This is a genomic window from Cellulomonas soli (assembly GCF_013409305.1).
Lineage (GTDB): Bacteria > Actinomycetota > Actinomycetes > Actinomycetales > Cellulomonadaceae > Cellulomonas > Cellulomonas soli.
The window spans coordinates 1,829,803-1,844,406 of sequence record NZ_JACBZJ010000001.1; the positions used below are offsets into that span (position 1 = coordinate 1,829,803).

General features: G+C 73.2%; 17 protein-coding genes. 8 read left to right on the top strand and 9 right to left on the bottom strand.

Going from position 1 to position 14,604, the window contains the following annotated elements; all coding sequences use genetic code 11:
• Window positions 1-2: 2 nt before the first annotated feature.
• Window positions 3-779, top strand: coding sequence for a hypothetical protein (locus BKA22_RS08515; RefSeq protein WP_146953306.1), 777 nt, complete (start codon window positions 3-5; stop codon window positions 777-779).
• Between the two features lie 24 nt (window positions 780-803).
• On the opposite strand, the gene BKA22_RS08520 is transcribed toward BKA22_RS08515, so the two are convergent.
• Window positions 804-1,943 (bottom strand): GNAT family N-acetyltransferase, encoded by a 1,140-nt coding sequence (locus BKA22_RS08520; RefSeq protein ID WP_146953305.1) that lies wholly within the window; start codon window positions 1,941-1,943, stop codon window positions 804-806.
• The gene (locus BKA22_RS08525) at window positions 1,925-3,016 is read right to left on the bottom strand and encodes a GNAT family N-acetyltransferase (protein WP_223203611.1); all 1,092 of its coding nucleotides are present in this window, start codon (window positions 3,014-3,016) and stop codon (window positions 1,925-1,927) included. Before BKA22_RS08525 ends, BKA22_RS08520 begins: the two co-directional genes overlap by 19 nt.
• Before the next feature lie 88 nt (window positions 3,017-3,104).
• Here BKA22_RS08525 and BKA22_RS08530 point away from each other — a divergent pair, with 88 nt between their 5' ends.
• From BKA22_RS08530 to BKA22_RS08540, 3 genes are all read left to right on the top strand, one after another.
• On the top strand, window positions 3,105-3,752 hold the full coding sequence (locus BKA22_RS08530; RefSeq protein ID WP_146953303.1) for a YgjV family protein: 648 nt from the start codon (window positions 3,105-3,107) through the stop codon (window positions 3,750-3,752).
• Window positions 3,753-3,858: 106 nt separating this feature from the next.
• Window positions 3,859-5,157 carry an Nramp family divalent metal transporter gene (locus BKA22_RS08535; protein ID WP_146953302.1) on the top strand — a complete coding sequence of 433 codons (1,299 nt, stop codon included), beginning with the start codon at window positions 3,859-3,861 and terminating at the stop codon, window positions 5,155-5,157.
• A 24-nt stretch (window positions 5,158-5,181) separates the two neighbouring features.
• On the top strand, window positions 5,182-6,144 hold the full coding sequence (locus BKA22_RS08540; protein WP_146953301.1) for a DUF389 domain-containing protein: 963 nt from the start codon (window positions 5,182-5,184) through the stop codon (window positions 6,142-6,144).
• Between the two features lie 11 nt (window positions 6,145-6,155).
• On the opposite strand, the gene BKA22_RS08545 is transcribed toward BKA22_RS08540, so the two are convergent.
• From BKA22_RS08545 to BKA22_RS08560, 4 genes are read right to left on the bottom strand one after another with little or no spacing between them, the layout of a single operon-like run.
• Entirely contained in the window at window positions 6,156-6,572 is a 417-nt protein-coding gene (locus BKA22_RS08545; RefSeq protein WP_146953300.1) for a YbaB/EbfC family nucleoid-associated protein, read from the bottom strand.
• Complete coding sequence (locus BKA22_RS08550) at window positions 6,572-7,495, bottom strand: WXG100 family type VII secretion target (RefSeq protein WP_146953299.1); 924 nt, start codon at window positions 7,493-7,495, stop codon at window positions 6,572-6,574. Before BKA22_RS08550 ends, BKA22_RS08545 begins: the two co-directional genes overlap by 1 nt.
• Window positions 7,492-7,806: a type VII secretion target gene (locus BKA22_RS08555; protein ID WP_146953298.1), complete on the bottom strand. Its 315-nt coding sequence runs from the start codon at window positions 7,804-7,806 to the stop codon at window positions 7,492-7,494. The genes BKA22_RS08550 and BKA22_RS08555 overlap by 4 nt, the downstream gene beginning before the upstream one ends.
• Window positions 7,803-8,183, bottom strand: coding sequence for a YbaB/EbfC family nucleoid-associated protein (locus tag BKA22_RS08560; protein ID WP_179561703.1), 381 nt, complete (start codon window positions 8,181-8,183; stop codon window positions 7,803-7,805). Before BKA22_RS08560 ends, BKA22_RS08555 begins: the two co-directional genes overlap by 4 nt.
• Window positions 8,184-8,356: 173 nt before the next feature.
• On the opposite strand from BKA22_RS08560, the gene BKA22_RS08565 reads away from it, so the two are divergent.
• Complete coding sequence (locus BKA22_RS08565) at window positions 8,357-9,079, top strand: hypothetical protein (RefSeq protein WP_146953296.1); 723 nt, start codon at window positions 8,357-8,359, stop codon at window positions 9,077-9,079.
• A gap of 10 nt (window positions 9,080-9,089) precedes the next feature.
• On the opposite strand, the gene BKA22_RS08570 is transcribed toward BKA22_RS08565, so the two are convergent.
• Complete coding sequence (locus tag BKA22_RS08570; protein WP_179561704.1) at window positions 9,090-9,512, bottom strand: DUF2000 domain-containing protein; 423 nt, start codon at window positions 9,510-9,512, stop codon at window positions 9,090-9,092.
• A gap of 107 nt (window positions 9,513-9,619) precedes the next feature.
• Between BKA22_RS08570 and BKA22_RS08575 the strand changes: the two genes are divergently transcribed.
• Together BKA22_RS08575 and BKA22_RS08580 are read left to right on the top strand one after the other, a co-directional pair.
• Window positions 9,620-10,093: an Lrp/AsnC family transcriptional regulator gene (locus tag BKA22_RS08575; RefSeq protein ID WP_146953294.1), complete on the top strand. Its 474-nt coding sequence runs from the start codon at window positions 9,620-9,622 to the stop codon at window positions 10,091-10,093.
• A 109-nt stretch (window positions 10,094-10,202) separates the two neighbouring features.
• Window positions 10,203-10,952 (top strand): alpha/beta fold hydrolase, encoded by a 750-nt coding sequence (locus BKA22_RS08580; protein WP_146953293.1) that lies wholly within the window; start codon window positions 10,203-10,205, stop codon window positions 10,950-10,952.
• Between the two features lie 15 nt (window positions 10,953-10,967).
• On the opposite strand, the gene BKA22_RS08585 is transcribed toward BKA22_RS08580, so the two are convergent.
• Window positions 10,968-12,491 (bottom strand): SDR family NAD(P)-dependent oxidoreductase, encoded by a 1,524-nt coding sequence (locus tag BKA22_RS08585; RefSeq protein ID WP_179561705.1) that lies wholly within the window; start codon window positions 12,489-12,491, stop codon window positions 10,968-10,970.
• Window positions 12,492-12,617: 126 nt separating this feature from the next.
• Between BKA22_RS08585 and BKA22_RS20130 the strand changes: the two genes are divergently transcribed.
• Window positions 12,618-13,556 (top strand): cold-shock protein, encoded by a 939-nt coding sequence (locus BKA22_RS20130; protein ID WP_146953292.1) that lies wholly within the window; start codon window positions 12,618-12,620, stop codon window positions 13,554-13,556.
• Window positions 13,557-13,639: 83 nt separating this feature from the next.
• Here BKA22_RS20130 and BKA22_RS08595 read toward each other — a convergent pair whose 3' ends face one another.
• Window positions 13,640-14,293 carry a DUF6891 domain-containing protein gene (locus BKA22_RS08595; protein WP_146953290.1) on the bottom strand — a complete coding sequence of 218 codons (654 nt, stop codon included), beginning with the start codon at window positions 14,291-14,293 and terminating at the stop codon, window positions 13,640-13,642.
• Window positions 14,294-14,604 lie beyond the last annotated feature (311 nt).

Below are 14,604 nucleotides of genomic sequence, written 5' to 3' on the forward strand. Positions count from 1 at the left end.
GGATGACCCTGGAACGACGTCTCGTGGTGTCGATCGACGTCCCGGCCCCGCTCGGGACCGTCTGGGAGCACCTGCGCGACCCCCACCTCGTCCGCCGCTGGTACGCGTGGGACTGGCCGGGGCTCGACGAGGAGATCAAGCACGTCTTCCACGAGCAGCCCGTCGAGGCACGGCACGTGCACGGCGACACGACGACGCACACCCTCACCTGGCCGCACCACGACGTGCTCGAGGTCAGCGGGTCGGTGCACACGCCGGAGCACACCAAGCTGCTGTTCTCCCGCCGCAGCCACGACGGCCTGACCCCGTTCGACGGGGTGCGTGACGAGATCGACGAGCGGTGGATCGCCTGGACGCACCAGCTGCGCTTCGCGCTCGCCACCCACCCCGGTCAGGACCGGCGCACGCTGTCGGTCTTCGGCCTGGACGCCGGCTCACGGCACGACCCGCTGCTCGACCGTGCCGGGCTGCACGGGGTGCGCGGCGTGCCCCTGGGTGGGCACGTGCACGCGCGCCGGCCGGACGGCACCGAGCTGGGCGGGACGTTGCTCTACAAGTCCGAGCTGCAGTTCGGGGTGGCGCTGCACGGGTTCACCGAGTCGATGCTCGTCGTGATGCTCACCCCGGCCGCCCACCACCCGCCGCACGGGCACCTCGACGCGGTGCTCTCGACCTACGGCCTCGACGACGCGATGTTCGACCAGGTGGAGCGTCGGTGGGGCGGCTGGTGGCAGACGGCGTCGCACGGCCGCGTGCCGAGCGTCTCGGCGAAGGGCTGACGGCGGGCCGACGCCCCGGCGGGGTCACAGGTCCCGCTGCCACTCCCCGGTGCCGCCCGCGGGCCGGAACCCGAGCGCGACGTTGATGGCGAGCATGTGCGCGTTCTCCTCGGCGTTCCACGTGCCGACCCGCTGCACCGCGGGTCGTTCGGCGGCGAGGCGCTGCAGGTTCGCGGTCTTCACGAGCATCCCCAGCCTCCGCCCCCGGTGCTCGCGCATCACGAGGGTGTCGTTCTGGAAGACGAACTCGTCGGTGACCGGCGTGGCCGCCAGCGCGGTGAAGGCCACGAGCGTGCGCGTGGGCACGTGCTCGGCGGCGGCGACGAGGTACCCGAGCCCCTGGTCGAGGAACTGCTGCTCGATCGTGCGCACCCGTGCGGCGTCCCAGACGTCCGCGTGCCGGGCGATCCCGCCGTGCGGCACGTCGGTGCTCATCCGGGTCTGGAGCAGCGCGAACTGGTCCACCCACTCGTCCGGGCAGCGGGACTCCCAGAGCACCACCCGCACGTCGGGCCCGGCGACGGCCTGCGCGGCGGCCCGGTGCGCGGCCAGCACGTCGGCCGGGAGCGGCACGTCGAGCACCGAGTACCGCGAGACCTGCTCGAGCGACCACCCGCGGGTCAGCGCGAACCGCACGCCCGGGTCGTCTCGGTGCAGCCGGCCGCTGCCGGTGGACGGCGCGAGCGCGAGCGGGCCGTCCGTCGGCTCGCTGGTCTGCTGGGTCGTGGTGGTGAGCATCGTGCGCCCGTGCACCCGCGCCACCTCGAGCGCCGCGTCGTGCAGTGCGCTGCCGATGCCGCGCCGGCGTGCGGCCGGACGCACCCCCAGGTCGACCTCGCCGGTGTGCGTGTTGTCCTGCCGTGGCAGGTGCAGCGCGGCGTGGCCGAGCACGCGTGCCGGGTCGGCGGCGTCGCCGGGCCGGTCCTCGTCGACGGCGACGAGCCGGATCTTGGTCGTGTACCGCTGCTCGCGCATCGAGCCGAGCGTCTCGTGCGGGTTGCGACACATGTCGCGGTTGCCGCGCAGGGCGATCTCGACCTCGTTGACGGTGTCGACCTGGCCGCGCAGCAGCCACGCGTCGGGCGCGTCGAGATCGGCCGGCACGGGCACCTCGCGGATCCTCACCCCGAGCCGGCTCCCTGTCGTCACACGTGCACCTGCCATGTCGCTCCCCCTCCTGCGGGCCTGAACCCGAGCGTCGTGTTGATCGCCAGCATCGGCGCGTTCTCCTCGGCGTTCCACGTGCCGACCCGCCGGACGGCCGGGTGGACCTCGGCCAGCCGCTGCAGGTTGACCGTCTTGACCAGCAGCCCGAGCCGGTGCCCGCGGTGCTCGCGCAGCACGAGGGTCTCGGACTGGTGTGCGTACTGCGGCGTGTGCGTCGGTGCCGTCAGGATCGTGAACGCCACGAGCGTGCCGGTCGGCACGTGCTCGACGGCGGTGACCAGCTGCTCGACGCCGCGCGCGGCCTGCACGTGCTCGTCGGCCCGTACGCGCGCGGCGTCCCACACGTCGGCCTGCAGGGTGACGCCGCCGGTCGGGGCGTCGGTGGCCATCCGGGAGCGCAGCGCGGCGAGCTGCTCGACCCACCGGTCCGGGCAGCGGGCGCCCCAGCGGACCACGGAGAGCCGGGCGACCTGCTCGAGCGACCAGCCGCGGTGCTGCGCGAACCGGACGGACGGGTCGTCGGCGTGCACCCGCCCGCTGCCGGTGCCGGCCGCGACGGCGGGCTCCGAGCCGGTCGGCTCGGACCGCTGGTGGGAGGTGGTCGCCACACGCGAGCGGCCGTGGGTGCGCAGGACGTCGAGCACGGTGTCGTGCAGGGCCGAGCCGATGCCGCGCCGTCGGTGCGAGGGGCGCACGCCGAGGCCGAGCCGACCGAGGTCGGTGCTGCCCTGCCGGGGCAGGTTGAGGGTGGCGTGCCCGACGACGCGTGCCGGGTCCTCCGCCGGCCCGGGCAGCCGGTCGTCGACCGCGACGATGCGGATCTTGTCGGCGTAGGACTGCTGACGCAGCATGGCGAGCGTCTCGTTGACGGTGCGGCTGCGGTCGAGGGTTCCCCACGCGTCGAGGTGCACGGCGTTCACGGTGTCGACCTGCCCGTGCAGCAGCCAGGCGTCGGGCGCGCCGAGATCGGCGGGCACGGGCATCGTGCGCAGGGTCACGCCGTCGGGGGGTCGGCGCGTGGACCGCTCGGTGCGCGGGGACGGGTCGGCGGCGAGCGGCGGGTGGGGCACGGGCGGCATGCTGCTCCAGGTCGGGGGGCGCGGTCGAGCGGATTCGGCCTGGCGGGCGCACCCCCTGTGCGTCGTTAGGCTCGTCGGCATGTGGCTCGAGATCGTCGGCTGGATCGGCTCCCTCCTCGTCATCGTCTCTCTGATGCAGGCCCGCGTGCTGAGGTTCCGCGTCCTGAATCTCGTCGGTGCGGTGATCGCGACGGCGTACAACGCGATCGTCGGCATCTGGCCGTTCGCCGTGATGAACGGTGTGATCGCGGTCATCGACGTGTACTGGCTGGCCCGCCTGCAGCGTGAGCGGCACGACGACAAGGCGTACGAGGTCGTCGAGGTGACCCCGGACGACGCCTACCTGCGGCACGTGATCGCGGTGCACGCCGACGACATCGCCGGGTTCGCCCCGGGCTTCACCGACCGGTTCGCGGCCGTGCCCGCGGGCGGCGACGGCGGACGGGCGGCGTTCCTGGTGGTCCGTGGTGACGAGACGGTCGGTGTCGTCGTGGTCCGTGGCACGGGCGACGGGACCGGGCTGGTCGAGCTCGACTACGTGACGCCGCGCTTCCGCGACTTCACGCCGGGCGAGTTCGTGTACCGGCGCAGCGGGGTGTTCGCGGCGCACGGGTTCCGTCGCCTGGTGGTCAAGGGTGCGGTGCCCGAGCAGCGCGAGTACCTGACGCGCGTCGGGTTCCGTCAGGCCGCCGAGGGCTGGGAGCGGGCGGTGGACGCCGCAGCCTGACGCGGCTCGCGGGTGCCGGCGGGTGGTCGCTCCCTGCCCCGCCGCGTAAAGTTCGGTTATCCGAAATCAGGACTGCGGATAGTCGGAAACGGGCGGAGGGGGAGCGATGACCGAGGCCCGGCCCGTGGTGCGTCCGACGTCGCCCACCCCGACCGCGCGGCGACCCCGGCACCTCACGCCGACGCTGCTCGGGCCGGCGTTCGTCGCCGCGATCGCCTACGTCGACCCCGGCAACGTGGCCGCCAACCTCACCGCCGGTGCCCGGTACGGCTACCTGCTGCTGTGGGTGCTGGTCGCCGCCAACGCGGTCGCGGTGCTCGTGCAGTACCAGTCCGCCAAGCTCGGCATCGTCACCGGGGAGTCGCTGCCCGGTGTGCTCGGTGCCCGGCTGCGTCGGGGCCCTCGCCTGGCGTACTGGGTGCAGGCCGAGGTCGTGGCCGCCGCGACCGACCTGGCCGAGGTCGTCGGCGGGGCGATCGCCCTGCACCTGCTGTTCGGGGTTCCGCTCCCGCTCGGCGGGCTCATCGTCGGCGCGGTCTCGATGGTCCTCCTGGCGACGCAGAACCGGTACGGCCAGCGCCGGTTCGAGGCCGTCGTCGTGAGCCTGCTGGTCGTCATCACCATCGGGTTCCTCGCGGGGCTCGTGGTCAGCCCGCCGGACGCCCGCGGGGTGCTGTCCGGCCTGGTGCCGCGGTTCGACGGCCCCGACTCGGTGCTGCTCGCCGCGAGCATGCTCGGGGCGACCGTGATGCCGCACGCGATCTACGTGCACTCCGCCCTGGTGCGCGACCGGTTCGGCCGGGCCCCCGAGCACGCGCTCGGCGACCACCACGCCACCGACCGCGCCGGTCTCGCGCACCGCACGCTGCTGCGGGCGACCCGCTGGGACGTCGGCGGTGCGCTGCTGGTCGCCGGCCTGGTCAACATCGGCCTGCTGCTGCTCGCCGCGTCCGGCCTGCGCGGCGTGCCGGGGACCGACTCGATCGAGGGGGCGCACGCCGCGATCCAGGTGGCTCTCGGGCCGGGCGTCGCGATCGTGTTCGCCGTCGGCCTGCTCGCGTCCGGCCTCGCCTCGACGTCGGTCGGCGCCTACGCGGGTGCCACGATCATGGAGGGTCTGCTGCACCGCAGCGTCCCGCTGCTCGCCCGTCGTGCCGTCACGCTGATCCCCGCGATCGCCCTGCTGTGGGCCGGTGCCGACCCGACGTGGACGCTCGTCGTCAGCCAGGTCGTGCTCAGCTTCGGCATCCCGTTCGCCGTCGTCCCGCTGGTGCGGCTGACCCGCGACCGCACGCTCATGGGTGCGCACCGCAACGGGCCGTGGACGCACGCGCTGCTCGTGCTCGTCGTCGTGCTCGTCGTGGCGCTCAACCTGACGCTGCTCGGCCTGCTGGTGACGGGCTGAGCGCACGGGCGGCAGAATCGCGCCGTGCAACGACTGAGCCTGACCGTTCCCTCGCACCTGAGCGATCGGGTCGTCGCCGTGCTGTCCGACGACCCCGCCGTGAGCAGCCTGGCCGTCCTGCGTGGTGCATCGGTCCGGCCCGAGGGCGACGTGATCCTCGCCGACGTCGCGCGGGAGGCGTGCAACGACGTGGTGGACCAGCTGCTCGCGCTCGACGTGCACCGCGAGGGGAGCATGCACCTCGAACCCGTCTCGACGTGGGTCTCGCAGGCCGGCTACGAGGCCGAGCAGCTCGCGCCCGGGTCGAGCGCCGACTCGGTGGTGTGGCCCGAGGTCACGCAGCGCGCCTACGAGGACAGCGAGCTGAACTGGACGTTCCTCACGTTCCTGTCCCTGGCGACGATCATCGCGGCGATCGCGATCGTCCTGGACTCCCAGGTGCTCGTCATCGGGGCGATGGTGCTCGGGCCGGAGTTTGGTGCCGTCGCCGCGCTCGGGGTCGCGCTCGTGCGGCGTCGCCCGCGGCTGCTGTGGCACGCCGGGCGGACCCTGACCGTCGGCTTCCTGGTCGCGATGGCCTCGACCACCGTCCTGGCGCTGCTCGCGAACTGGCTGGGCTGGATCAGCCTCGAGCACGTCACGGCGAGCCGGCCGGGGACGTCGTTCATCTACTCGCCAGACAAGTGGTCGTTCGTCGTCGCGGTCATCGCCGGTGCCGCCGGAGTGCTGTCGCTGACGTCCGCGCGCGTCGGGGGCCTCGCCGGCGTGTTCATCTCGGTCACGACGGTCCCCGCCGCGGGCAACGTGGCGTTGTCCCTCGCGCTCGGCGACTCGACCGAGGTGTGGGGCAGCCTGCTGCAGCTGGCCGTGAACCTCACCGGCATGGCGGTCGCCGGCTGGTTGATGCTCGCCGCCCAGCAGACGATCTGGTCACGGGTGTCGCGCCGACGTGCCGCCCTCGTCGGCCGCTGGCGCGCGAGCGACTGAACCGCCCGCGGTCAGCGCCCCTGGTCTTCGGCCGCCCCGAGCAAGGAGCTGCGGTAGTGCGCGATCGCCGAACGACCCAGCGCGTCACCCTCGCCCACGGCGTCGACGACCTGCTCCTCGGCCTGCACCGCCAGCTGCTCGAGCGCCGAGCGCGCCGTCCGCGTGATCGTCTCGCCGAGCGCGGCCGGGCCACGGTCAAGGGCTCGATCGGTGAACTCGAGGTCCACGACGAGGCCGGTGTGGTCGACGGTCACCGCGACCTCGTGCCCGGGTGACCACACGCTCACACGCAATGCCTGGAGCCGGGACTGGATGGCGTTCGCGCGCGCGACCTGGTCACGCCCCTGCCGGTCCCAGGCGTCGAGCAGGGCGAACGCCTCCGAGGCGTCGTGGAGCGGGCCCCGCGGGGCCTCGGGCGGGGAGGTCATCAGCCACCGTTCGCGGTCGAGAGCGCGTCGTTCGTGCGCAGCGTCGTGTTGGACAGCGAGGAGGCGGTCAGCAGCGCGATGTCGAGCTTCGGGGCGCTGGCAGCCAGGCTCCCGGCGCCGTCGAGGACGCTCTGGGGAACGGCGGGCATCGCCCCGAGGGTGTCGCGCACGCGCCGCAGAGCCGGGATCGCCGTGCTCAGACCACCGTTGACGTCGTCGATGATCTTCATCAGCCCCTGGATGGCGGAGGTGAGCTTGGTGAGCCACTCCCGTACCCGCTCCACCCGCAGGGCGATGGCGGTGACCGCCTGGGGCACGACCCAGGTCGCACCGACCCCGACGGTGGCGGCGACCTGCGACGCCCACGAGATCAGCTTCCCGACCAGGTCGGCGATGGTGTCGCGGACGATGCTGCGCACCACCCCGACGACGATGCTCGCACCGAGCATCGCAGCCCCGATCCCGTCGGTGATGCCGGCGAGCAGGTCGAGCCCCGAGCGGTACACCGAGGCGAACGTGTCGTACGCGGTTGCCGCCGGGCCGTCCCAGCCTGTGAGGGCCGAGCGGACCGCCGCCTCGTAGTCGGCGGTCACCTCGCGGACCCGACCGGCGACGTTCCCCCACGTCTGCGACTTCGCCTCGACGGCGCGGGGGTTGCCCGCGATCGCATCCAGCATGTCGGGCAGCGGGGGCATGTAGTCGAGCAGGAACCCGGCGACGCTGGCCGCCATCGAGGCGATCGGGTCGACGACGAGCTCGGCGATGTCCATCGCCCCGCCGAACGCGCCGCCGATGCCGGCCAGATCGGCCCACTGGCCGTCCGCGGCCGAGGCGACCGAGGTCGAGATCGGTCCGATGATCTTCAGGCTCTTGTAGCACTCGGCAAGGCCGGGGCGGTCCTCGGCCGCCGCGACCAGGCTCACGGGAGGACCTTCTCGATCATGCGCAGCCCGGTGTGGACGGCGCTGTCGATCGCGTCGTAGGTCGTGGCCGAGGCGTCGAGCGCCAGGACGATGCCGTCCATCGCCGTCGACCCGGCCTGCACCAGCTCCGCGCCGAGCGACTGGACGAGGAGGGCGCCGGGGACGAGGAACGAGCACAGCAGCCCGAACGAGTCGTCCGGGATGGCGACGGTGGCGGAGGCGTCGACGGCCTCCTGCAGGCTTCCCGCGATGCCGTCGACCGTCCGGGCGTGCGCACGGACGGCTCCGGTGTCGACCACGAGCTGGTTCATCGCGCACCGCCGGTCCCACGCAGCAGCGCGTCGAAGTCGTCGAGGAGCGAGGTCTCCGAGAGGTCGACGGCCGGTGCCGTCAGCGTGGCCTGCAGGGGCTGCGCCTGGGCACGGACGTCGGCGATCGCCTCTGCGTACGCGGACAGGACGGCGGAGCGCAGCGCGTCGGTGCCGTCGGCCGTCGCGTCCGGGCTCAGCTGGACGGCGACCAGGAGGCCGCGGTGGTCGACCCGGACCCGTGCCGTACGGCGCTCGTCCGTCCCGTGACCGCTCAGGGTGGCGACCTGCGCCTGGACCTGCGCGGCCTGGGCTGCTGCAGCAAGGCCTTCCGCGAACGTCGTCGCGGCCCTTCGGTGCAGCCGTTCTGCCTCGGACAAGCCTGTCTCCTCTGACGTGCGGGGCCCGCGCGGAGGTGCCGGGTGCGGAAATCGGGCAGACCGTATCGCGCAGCGCCGGACCGCCGCGGAGGGGCCTGTGGACAGAGCCGCCGTGATGACGGCAGTCCGGTCGCCGATGGCCCGCGGTGCCGCGCTGTCCCTAGGGTGACCGGGTGCCGCAGGAGATCAAGAGCAAGGCCGACAGTCGGTTCGTGACGTTCACGCAGGTCGCGACGGTCGAGGAGAGCCGGGTGTTCCCGGAGAGCACGGTGCGTCAGGACGAGCCGAGGGTGGGTCGCGCGGTCCTGGGGGTGGTCCTGGGGGTGCCCTTCGGGTTGCTCTGGTCCGCCGCGTTCGCCATGCCGTGGATGCAGGAGCGGTTCGCCTGGTGGGGGGCGCCGGCGCCGGTGATCGCGATCGCCCTCGCCGCCGTGCTGGCGGCCGTCAACTGGCGCCGCGGATCGTGGCCGATGTACGCGACCTCCCTGGTGGTCGCGGTTCCGGTGCTCGTCGGGGTGTCGGCGGGGGCGTCCGCCGTGCTGCTCACGCTCCTGCTCCTCGCCGCTGCCCTGTGGGGAGCGTGGCGGTCGGGTGATCTCCGACGTCGCCGGTGGGCACGCACGCGCGTGCTGCTCGTCCGCCGGGAGCAGACGGACGTCCAGGTGTCCGCCGTCGTGAGGCACCCGTTCATCTCCTCCACCGAGGCGCTCCTGGTCACGCTCACGGCCGTGGGGCGGCCTGACCTCAGCTGGTGCATCACGGAGTTCCAGGGATCGTTCTTCGCGCCGCGAGTGGGTGACCCGATGGTCGTCTGGTTCGACCCGTCCGAGCCTGCGGTGGCGACCGCGTGCGCGGCGACCCCGTTGATCCGGGCGCTTCGCCCGGCGCAGCCGTAGTGGGAGCGGCTCAGCGGTAGAGCGGCAGGTCGCCCGTCAGCGAGCGGATCGCGGAGCCCGGGCCGTGCAGCGCGAGGCCGAGCACGCGGTGCGTCTCGGTCGGGCCGTCGGCGAGCTGCCGGGCGTAGTCGTCGTAGGTGCGGGCCCGCTGGGCGGTGTCGGTGACGTCGACGGCGGTGACGCCCGGGGTGGCGCGCGCCTTGCCGGTCAGGTGGGCGAGCCGCTCGGCCGAGGCCTTGAGCACGGGGACCGTGCGGGTGCTGATGCCGGGGTGCACGACGCCGGAGGCGTCCGTGACGTCGTGGCCGACGACGTCGGGGAACAGCCGGCCGAGGCTGATGCCCAGCAGGGCTCCCGCGTTGACGGTCAGACCGGTCGGCAGGTCGTCGACGAGGGCGAGCACGAGCCTGGCCTCGGAGGTGTCTGAAGGCACGGGCGCGGTTCCTTCCGTTCGGGGATCGCGGACCACGGTAGAACGTGCGGCGGGCCGGGCCACCACGTACCGAACGACGTACGGCCTTGGCTGCGATGATCGTCCCCATGGACGAACTCGACCTGGCGATCCTCGACCGTCTGCAGCACGACGTGCGGCAGACCAACCGCGAGCTGGCGGCCGCCGTCGGCCTGGCGCCCTCGTCGTGCCTGGCCCGCGTGCGCGCCCTGCGGGAGGCCGGCGTCATCCGCGGCGCGCACGTCGACGTCGACCTCACCGCGATCGGTCGCAGCGCGCAGGCCATGGTCGCGCTCAAGATCAAGCCGCAGGCGTTCGGCTCCGCAGGGACCTTCGAACGATGGATCGCGGACCTGCCCGAGACGCTGTCGGTGTTCATGGTCTCCGGCGCGTCCGACTTCCTCGTGCACGTGGCCGTGCCCGACACCGACCGGCTGCGCGAGTTCGTCCTCGCCCTCGCCAAGCGGCCCGAGATCGCCGACATCCGCACGTCCATCGTGTTCGACCACACGCGCAAGCAGGTCGTCGAGCCGCTCGGGCCCGGGCGCCGGTCGACGAGCTGACCTGCGGCGTCACCCAGCCGCGGGCGAGATCGGGTGTCAGACCCCGCCTCTACCGTCTGCCCTCGGTGCGACGGGTCGCCCTGGTCGGTCGCCGAGGACAGGAGCGGTGATGAAGCACGTCGAGGTCGGCCCGGACGGCGCACGCATGGGCTACGTCGAGCTGCAGGGCGACGGCCCGGCGCTCGTCTACCTGCACGGCCTCGGCTCGTGCTCGGTGGCGTACTTCGCCCGCCCGGCCACGGAACCCGGCGTCGCCGGACGCCACGTGCTCATGCTCGACCTCCTGGGCTTCGGGCTCAGCGACCGCCCCGCCTCGTTCGGGTACACGGTGACCGACCACGCCGACGCCGTCGCGCGGGCGCTCGACGCGCTGGGCGTCACCGGCGCGGACGTGGTCGCCCACAGCATGGGCGGGGGCATCGGTGTCGCGCTCGCCGACCGCCGCCCGGACCTCGTCGGCCGCCTGGTGCTCGTCGAGCCGTCTCTGCACCCCACCCCGCGGCCGATCCCCGAGTCGTTCACCGAGCAGGAGTATGTCCGCACCGGGTTCGCCGTCCGGCTCGACGACGCCGGTCCGCAGTGGGCGGCGACCATGCGCCTGGCCGACCCGCTCGCGATGCACCGCTCGGAGCTCGGGCTGGGCGCGAGCATGCCCGTGCTCGACGACGTGCTGCTCGACCTGCCGATGCCCCGCGCGGTCATCGAGGGCGGCCTCAGCGGCTGGCTCGCCGACGATCCCCGGCTGCGCGCCGCCGGGATCCCGGTACACGTGGTGCCCGGAACCGGCCACGTGATGATGCTCGACGACCCCGCGGGCTTCGCCCGCGCACTGGTGGCCGCGCTCGCAACCGCGGCGTAGCCAGACGCCGGCGGGTCACCACGGGGAGCGGGCGTAGTCCTTGAGGAAGCAGCCGAACAGGTCCTCGCCGGCCTCGCCCCGGACGATCGGGTCGTAGACCCGCGCGGCACCGTCCACGAGGTCCAGGGGGGCGTGGAAGCCCTCCTGCGCGAGCCGCACCTTGGTGTGGTGCGGTCGCTCGTCGGTGATCCAGCCGGTGTCGACCGCGGTCATGAGGATGCCGTCGCCGAGCATCTCCGCCGCGCTGGTGCGCGTCAGCATGTTGAGCGCGGCCTTGCTCATGTTCGTGTGGGGGTGCCCCGGACCCTTGTAGCCGCGCGAGAACACGCCTTCCATCGCGGAGACGTTGACGATGTACGTCCGCCGGGCGGGCGACGCCGCGAGGGCCGGCCGCAGCCTGCTGACCAGGATGAACGGTGCGGTCTGGTTGCAGAGCTGGACCTCGAGCAGCTCCATCGGGTCGACCTGCTCGACGGTCGCGACCCAGCTGTTCGTCTCGGCCACGTCGGGGATCAGCCCGCCGGCGTCGATCGACGTGCCCGCGACGAGACGCTCGAGGCTCGCGGCGTGCGCGGTCAGGGACTGCGCCACCAGCTCGTCGGCGGCGGCGCCCGCCGCGCGTTCGATCGCCAGCGCGGGGCTCGACAGCTCGCTGACGGACCCGGCCAGGGCGCGCGGGTGTGCGTCGCTCGTGTGCCCGAACGTCGTGATCATGCGTGCGGCGTCGGCCGGCAGCGGCGCCGACTCGGCATCGGCGAGGTGCGTGTACGCGCCGGGCGACCGGCGCACGGTCTGCGCGGCGTTGTTGATGAGGATGTCGAGCGGGCCCTGCGCCGCGACGTGGTCGGCGAGGGAGACCACCTGCGACGGGTCGCGCAGGTCGATCCCGACGACGTGCAGCCGGTGCAGCCAGTCACTGGCGTCGGCCATCGCGCTGAACCGCCGGACGGCGTCGCGCGGGAACCGGGTCGTGATCGTCAGGTCGGCGCCGTCGCGCAGCAGCCGCAACGCGATGTACATGCCGATCTTGGCGCGGCCGCCGGTGAGCAGCGCCCGGCGTCCGGTGAGGTCCGTGCGGGCGTCGCGCTTGGCGTGGTGCAGCGCCGCGCAGTCCGGGCAGAGCTGGTGGTAGAACGCGTCGACGACCGTGTAGTCCTGCTTGCAGACGTAGCAGGGCCGCGGGCGGAGCAGGGTCCCGGCGACGGCGCTCGTCGCCGCGGAGGTCAGCGCCAGGCCGTTGGTCTCGTCGTCGATCCGCCCCGGGCTCCCGGTCGCGGTCGCGGCGACGACGGCGGCGTCGGCCGCGGACACCGTCCGGCGCCGCTCGTCCCGCCGGTGCTTCTTGGCTGCCTTGAACAGCGCCGAGGCCGCGCGACGGGCCTCCGCGTGCTGCGGGTGCGTCTGCGGCAGCGCCGCGACCTGGTCCGCGACCCGCAGGAACGTCGCGAAGTCGGCGGGGAGAACCCCGGGCTCATCGGGAGCGGTGGCGTCGGGGCTGTCATCGAAACCGGGCGTCGACATGGTCGTCTGCGCGCTCATGCGCCGTCCGTCCTGCGTGGGGGAGGGCCGTCGCGGTCTCGCGCGCCCGGGCAATCGTACGCAACGGCGGCCGGAGGAGTCAGGGACACTAGGTCGCAGCAGCCGTTGCTCGAGAAGGAGTCCGCCGTGCCCCAGGGAACAGTCCGCTGGTTCGACGCCGAGCGGGGGTTCGGCTTCCTCGCCCTCGAGGACGGGTCCGACGACCTGTTCGTGCACGCCACCGAGGTCGTCAACGATGACGGGACCAAGCTGCTCCGCGAGGGCCAGGTCGTCGAGTTCGAGATCGGTGAGGGCGACCGCGGCCCGCAGGCCCGCCGGGTCCGCGTCACGGGCGACCACGCTCCTGACGCGCAGCTGGGCGTGCTCGGCACCGTCTCCTGGTACGAGCCCGGCAAGGGTTACGGCTTCATCACGCCCGACGGCGGTGGCGCCGAGATCTTCGTGCACAGCTCGGCCATCGTGGGCGGCAGCGTGATCGCGGAGGGGCAGCGGGTCGCGTTCCTGGTCGTCGACGGCGAGAAGGGGCCGCAGGCGGACCACCTGCTGCCGCTCGGGGCCGAGGCCGCCCGCCAGGCGGCGTCCGACGGTGCGGACGGCACCGTGTCCTGGTACGACGGCGCGAAGGGCTTCGGGTTCCTCGCCCCCGACTCGGGCGGCGACGACCTCTTCGTGCACGTCCGGTCGCTGGTCGGGGGGCTGGATGAGCTGTTCGAGGGCGATCGCGTGACCTTCGACGTGGCCGAGGGCGAGCGGGGGCCGCAGGCCCGCAACGTCCGGCTCGTGGGCGGTCCGGCGCACCGGGGCGCCCCGGCGGCGCCGGCGCGCGGTCGGTCGGGTTCCTCCAGGGAGTCCGGCGGACCGGTGCGTGGCGGCGAGGGCGTGGTCGCCCGCTACGACGCGGACCGCGGGTTCGGCTTCATCTCCCCGGACTCCGGGGGCGACGACCTGTTCGTGCACGTCTCGGTCGTCCGGGGCGCCGAGGCGCTGCAGGAGGGCGACCGGGTCCGCTACAAGGTGCGTCAGAGCGATCGGGGCCCGCAGGCCGACGGAGTCGAACGGGTCTGAGCGAGGCTCCGCCGCTCAGCGGCGGACGTCGACGGATGCCGTAGGCGGTCGGGTGGCGGTCGGTCGATGAGCAGGTCGTGCAGTCAGACCGGGAGCGGTTTGCGCCAGCGGGAGATCGTGATCGCGATCCTCGACGTGTGCCTGCCGTTCCAGCTCACGTCGAGTCCTTCGCTTCGCAGCGCTTCCACGACTCGACGACCGACCTCCGCATCGGTGTTCGCCACGACCGCGGCGCGAGCGCCCTCGTCTCCTGCGCGTGCCGCGGCCAGGAGCTCCTGGTCGGTGTCCGGCGCCGGCCGCCATGAGCTGTAGGTGAGGAAGAGGATCGCCGGTTCGTCGACCAGACGCTCGGCGTCCTGCTGGTGGAAGAACGTGTACATCGTCTCCCTGTACGGGTACTCCGCGGCGGCGTCGAGGGCGGTGCGCTCGTCGTCGATCTCATCGGTGCCGCACCTGTTGCAGCAGGTGAAGTTCATGCGGGTCACGAACCCTCGGGCTTCGAGCCGACGGAACGCCGCTGCGAGCCGGTCGTAGTCCGAGCGGCCCTCCCACGTCGACTGCTGCGCTGTGCGGCGCGACCAGACGAGCTCGACGACCCGCTCCGACCGCGGATCCGTCTCGTCGAGCTCGAGCGCCTCTCGTACACGCTCGACCGCGTCCGATCGCGTGACGAATCCTGGGATGACGGTCTTCTGAGCGATGTCGACGAGCTCGCTCTCGGTGGTCTCGGCGTCCACCGGCGCCTCCTCACGGGGAGGCGGAACGAGGGCTTTCGTGCGTCGGCGTAGGCGATCAAGAAGGCTCACGGCCCCTCGGTACAGGATCGACCAGCGCACCGCAAGGACGTCGCCTGCAGGCGACCGGATCGGCCCTGCACCGCACCGCCGGCTGCGGCGCCCGGCGCGTGCGATCTCCCGCGGGAGCACGCAGGCCACGTAGGGCCCGGGAAGAAGTCACGTGGCGTCGTAGTTGAGCCTCTACGACTCAAGTTTCGGGCGTCGGGCTTGCACAGACCGGTTGGCCGTCGCAGACTTGAGCGCAGCAGGCT

Bases quoted from the DNA above. Each gene is read 5' to 3' on its own strand.
- BKA22_RS08515 (WP_146953306.1), top strand. From the start codon at position 3: ATGACCCTGGAACGACGTCTCGTGGTGTCGATCGACGTCCCGGCCCCG.
- BKA22_RS08545 (WP_146953300.1), bottom strand. From the start codon at position 6,572: ATGACCTCCCCGCCCGAGGCCCCGCGGGGCCCGCTCCACGACGCCTCG.
- BKA22_RS08530 (WP_146953303.1), top strand. From the start codon at position 3,105: ATGTGGCTCGAGATCGTCGGCTGGATCGGCTCCCTCCTCGTCATCGTC.
- BKA22_RS08575 (WP_146953294.1), top strand. From the start codon at position 9,620: ATGGACGAACTCGACCTGGCGATCCTCGACCGTCTGCAGCACGACGTG.
- BKA22_RS08555 (WP_146953298.1), bottom strand. From the start codon at position 7,806: ATGAACCAGCTCGTGGTCGACACCGGAGCCGTCCGTGCGCACGCCCGG.
- BKA22_RS08580 (WP_146953293.1), top strand. From the start codon at position 10,203: ATGAAGCACGTCGAGGTCGGCCCGGACGGCGCACGCATGGGCTACGTC.
- BKA22_RS08520 (WP_146953305.1), bottom strand. From the start codon at position 1,943: ATGGCAGGTGCACGTGTGACGACAGGGAGCCGGCTCGGGGTGAGGATC.
- BKA22_RS08585 (WP_179561705.1), bottom strand. From the start codon at position 12,491: ATGAGCGCGCAGACGACCATGTCGACGCCCGGTTTCGATGACAGCCCC.
- BKA22_RS08535 (WP_146953302.1), top strand. From the start codon at position 3,859: ATGACCGAGGCCCGGCCCGTGGTGCGTCCGACGTCGCCCACCCCGACC.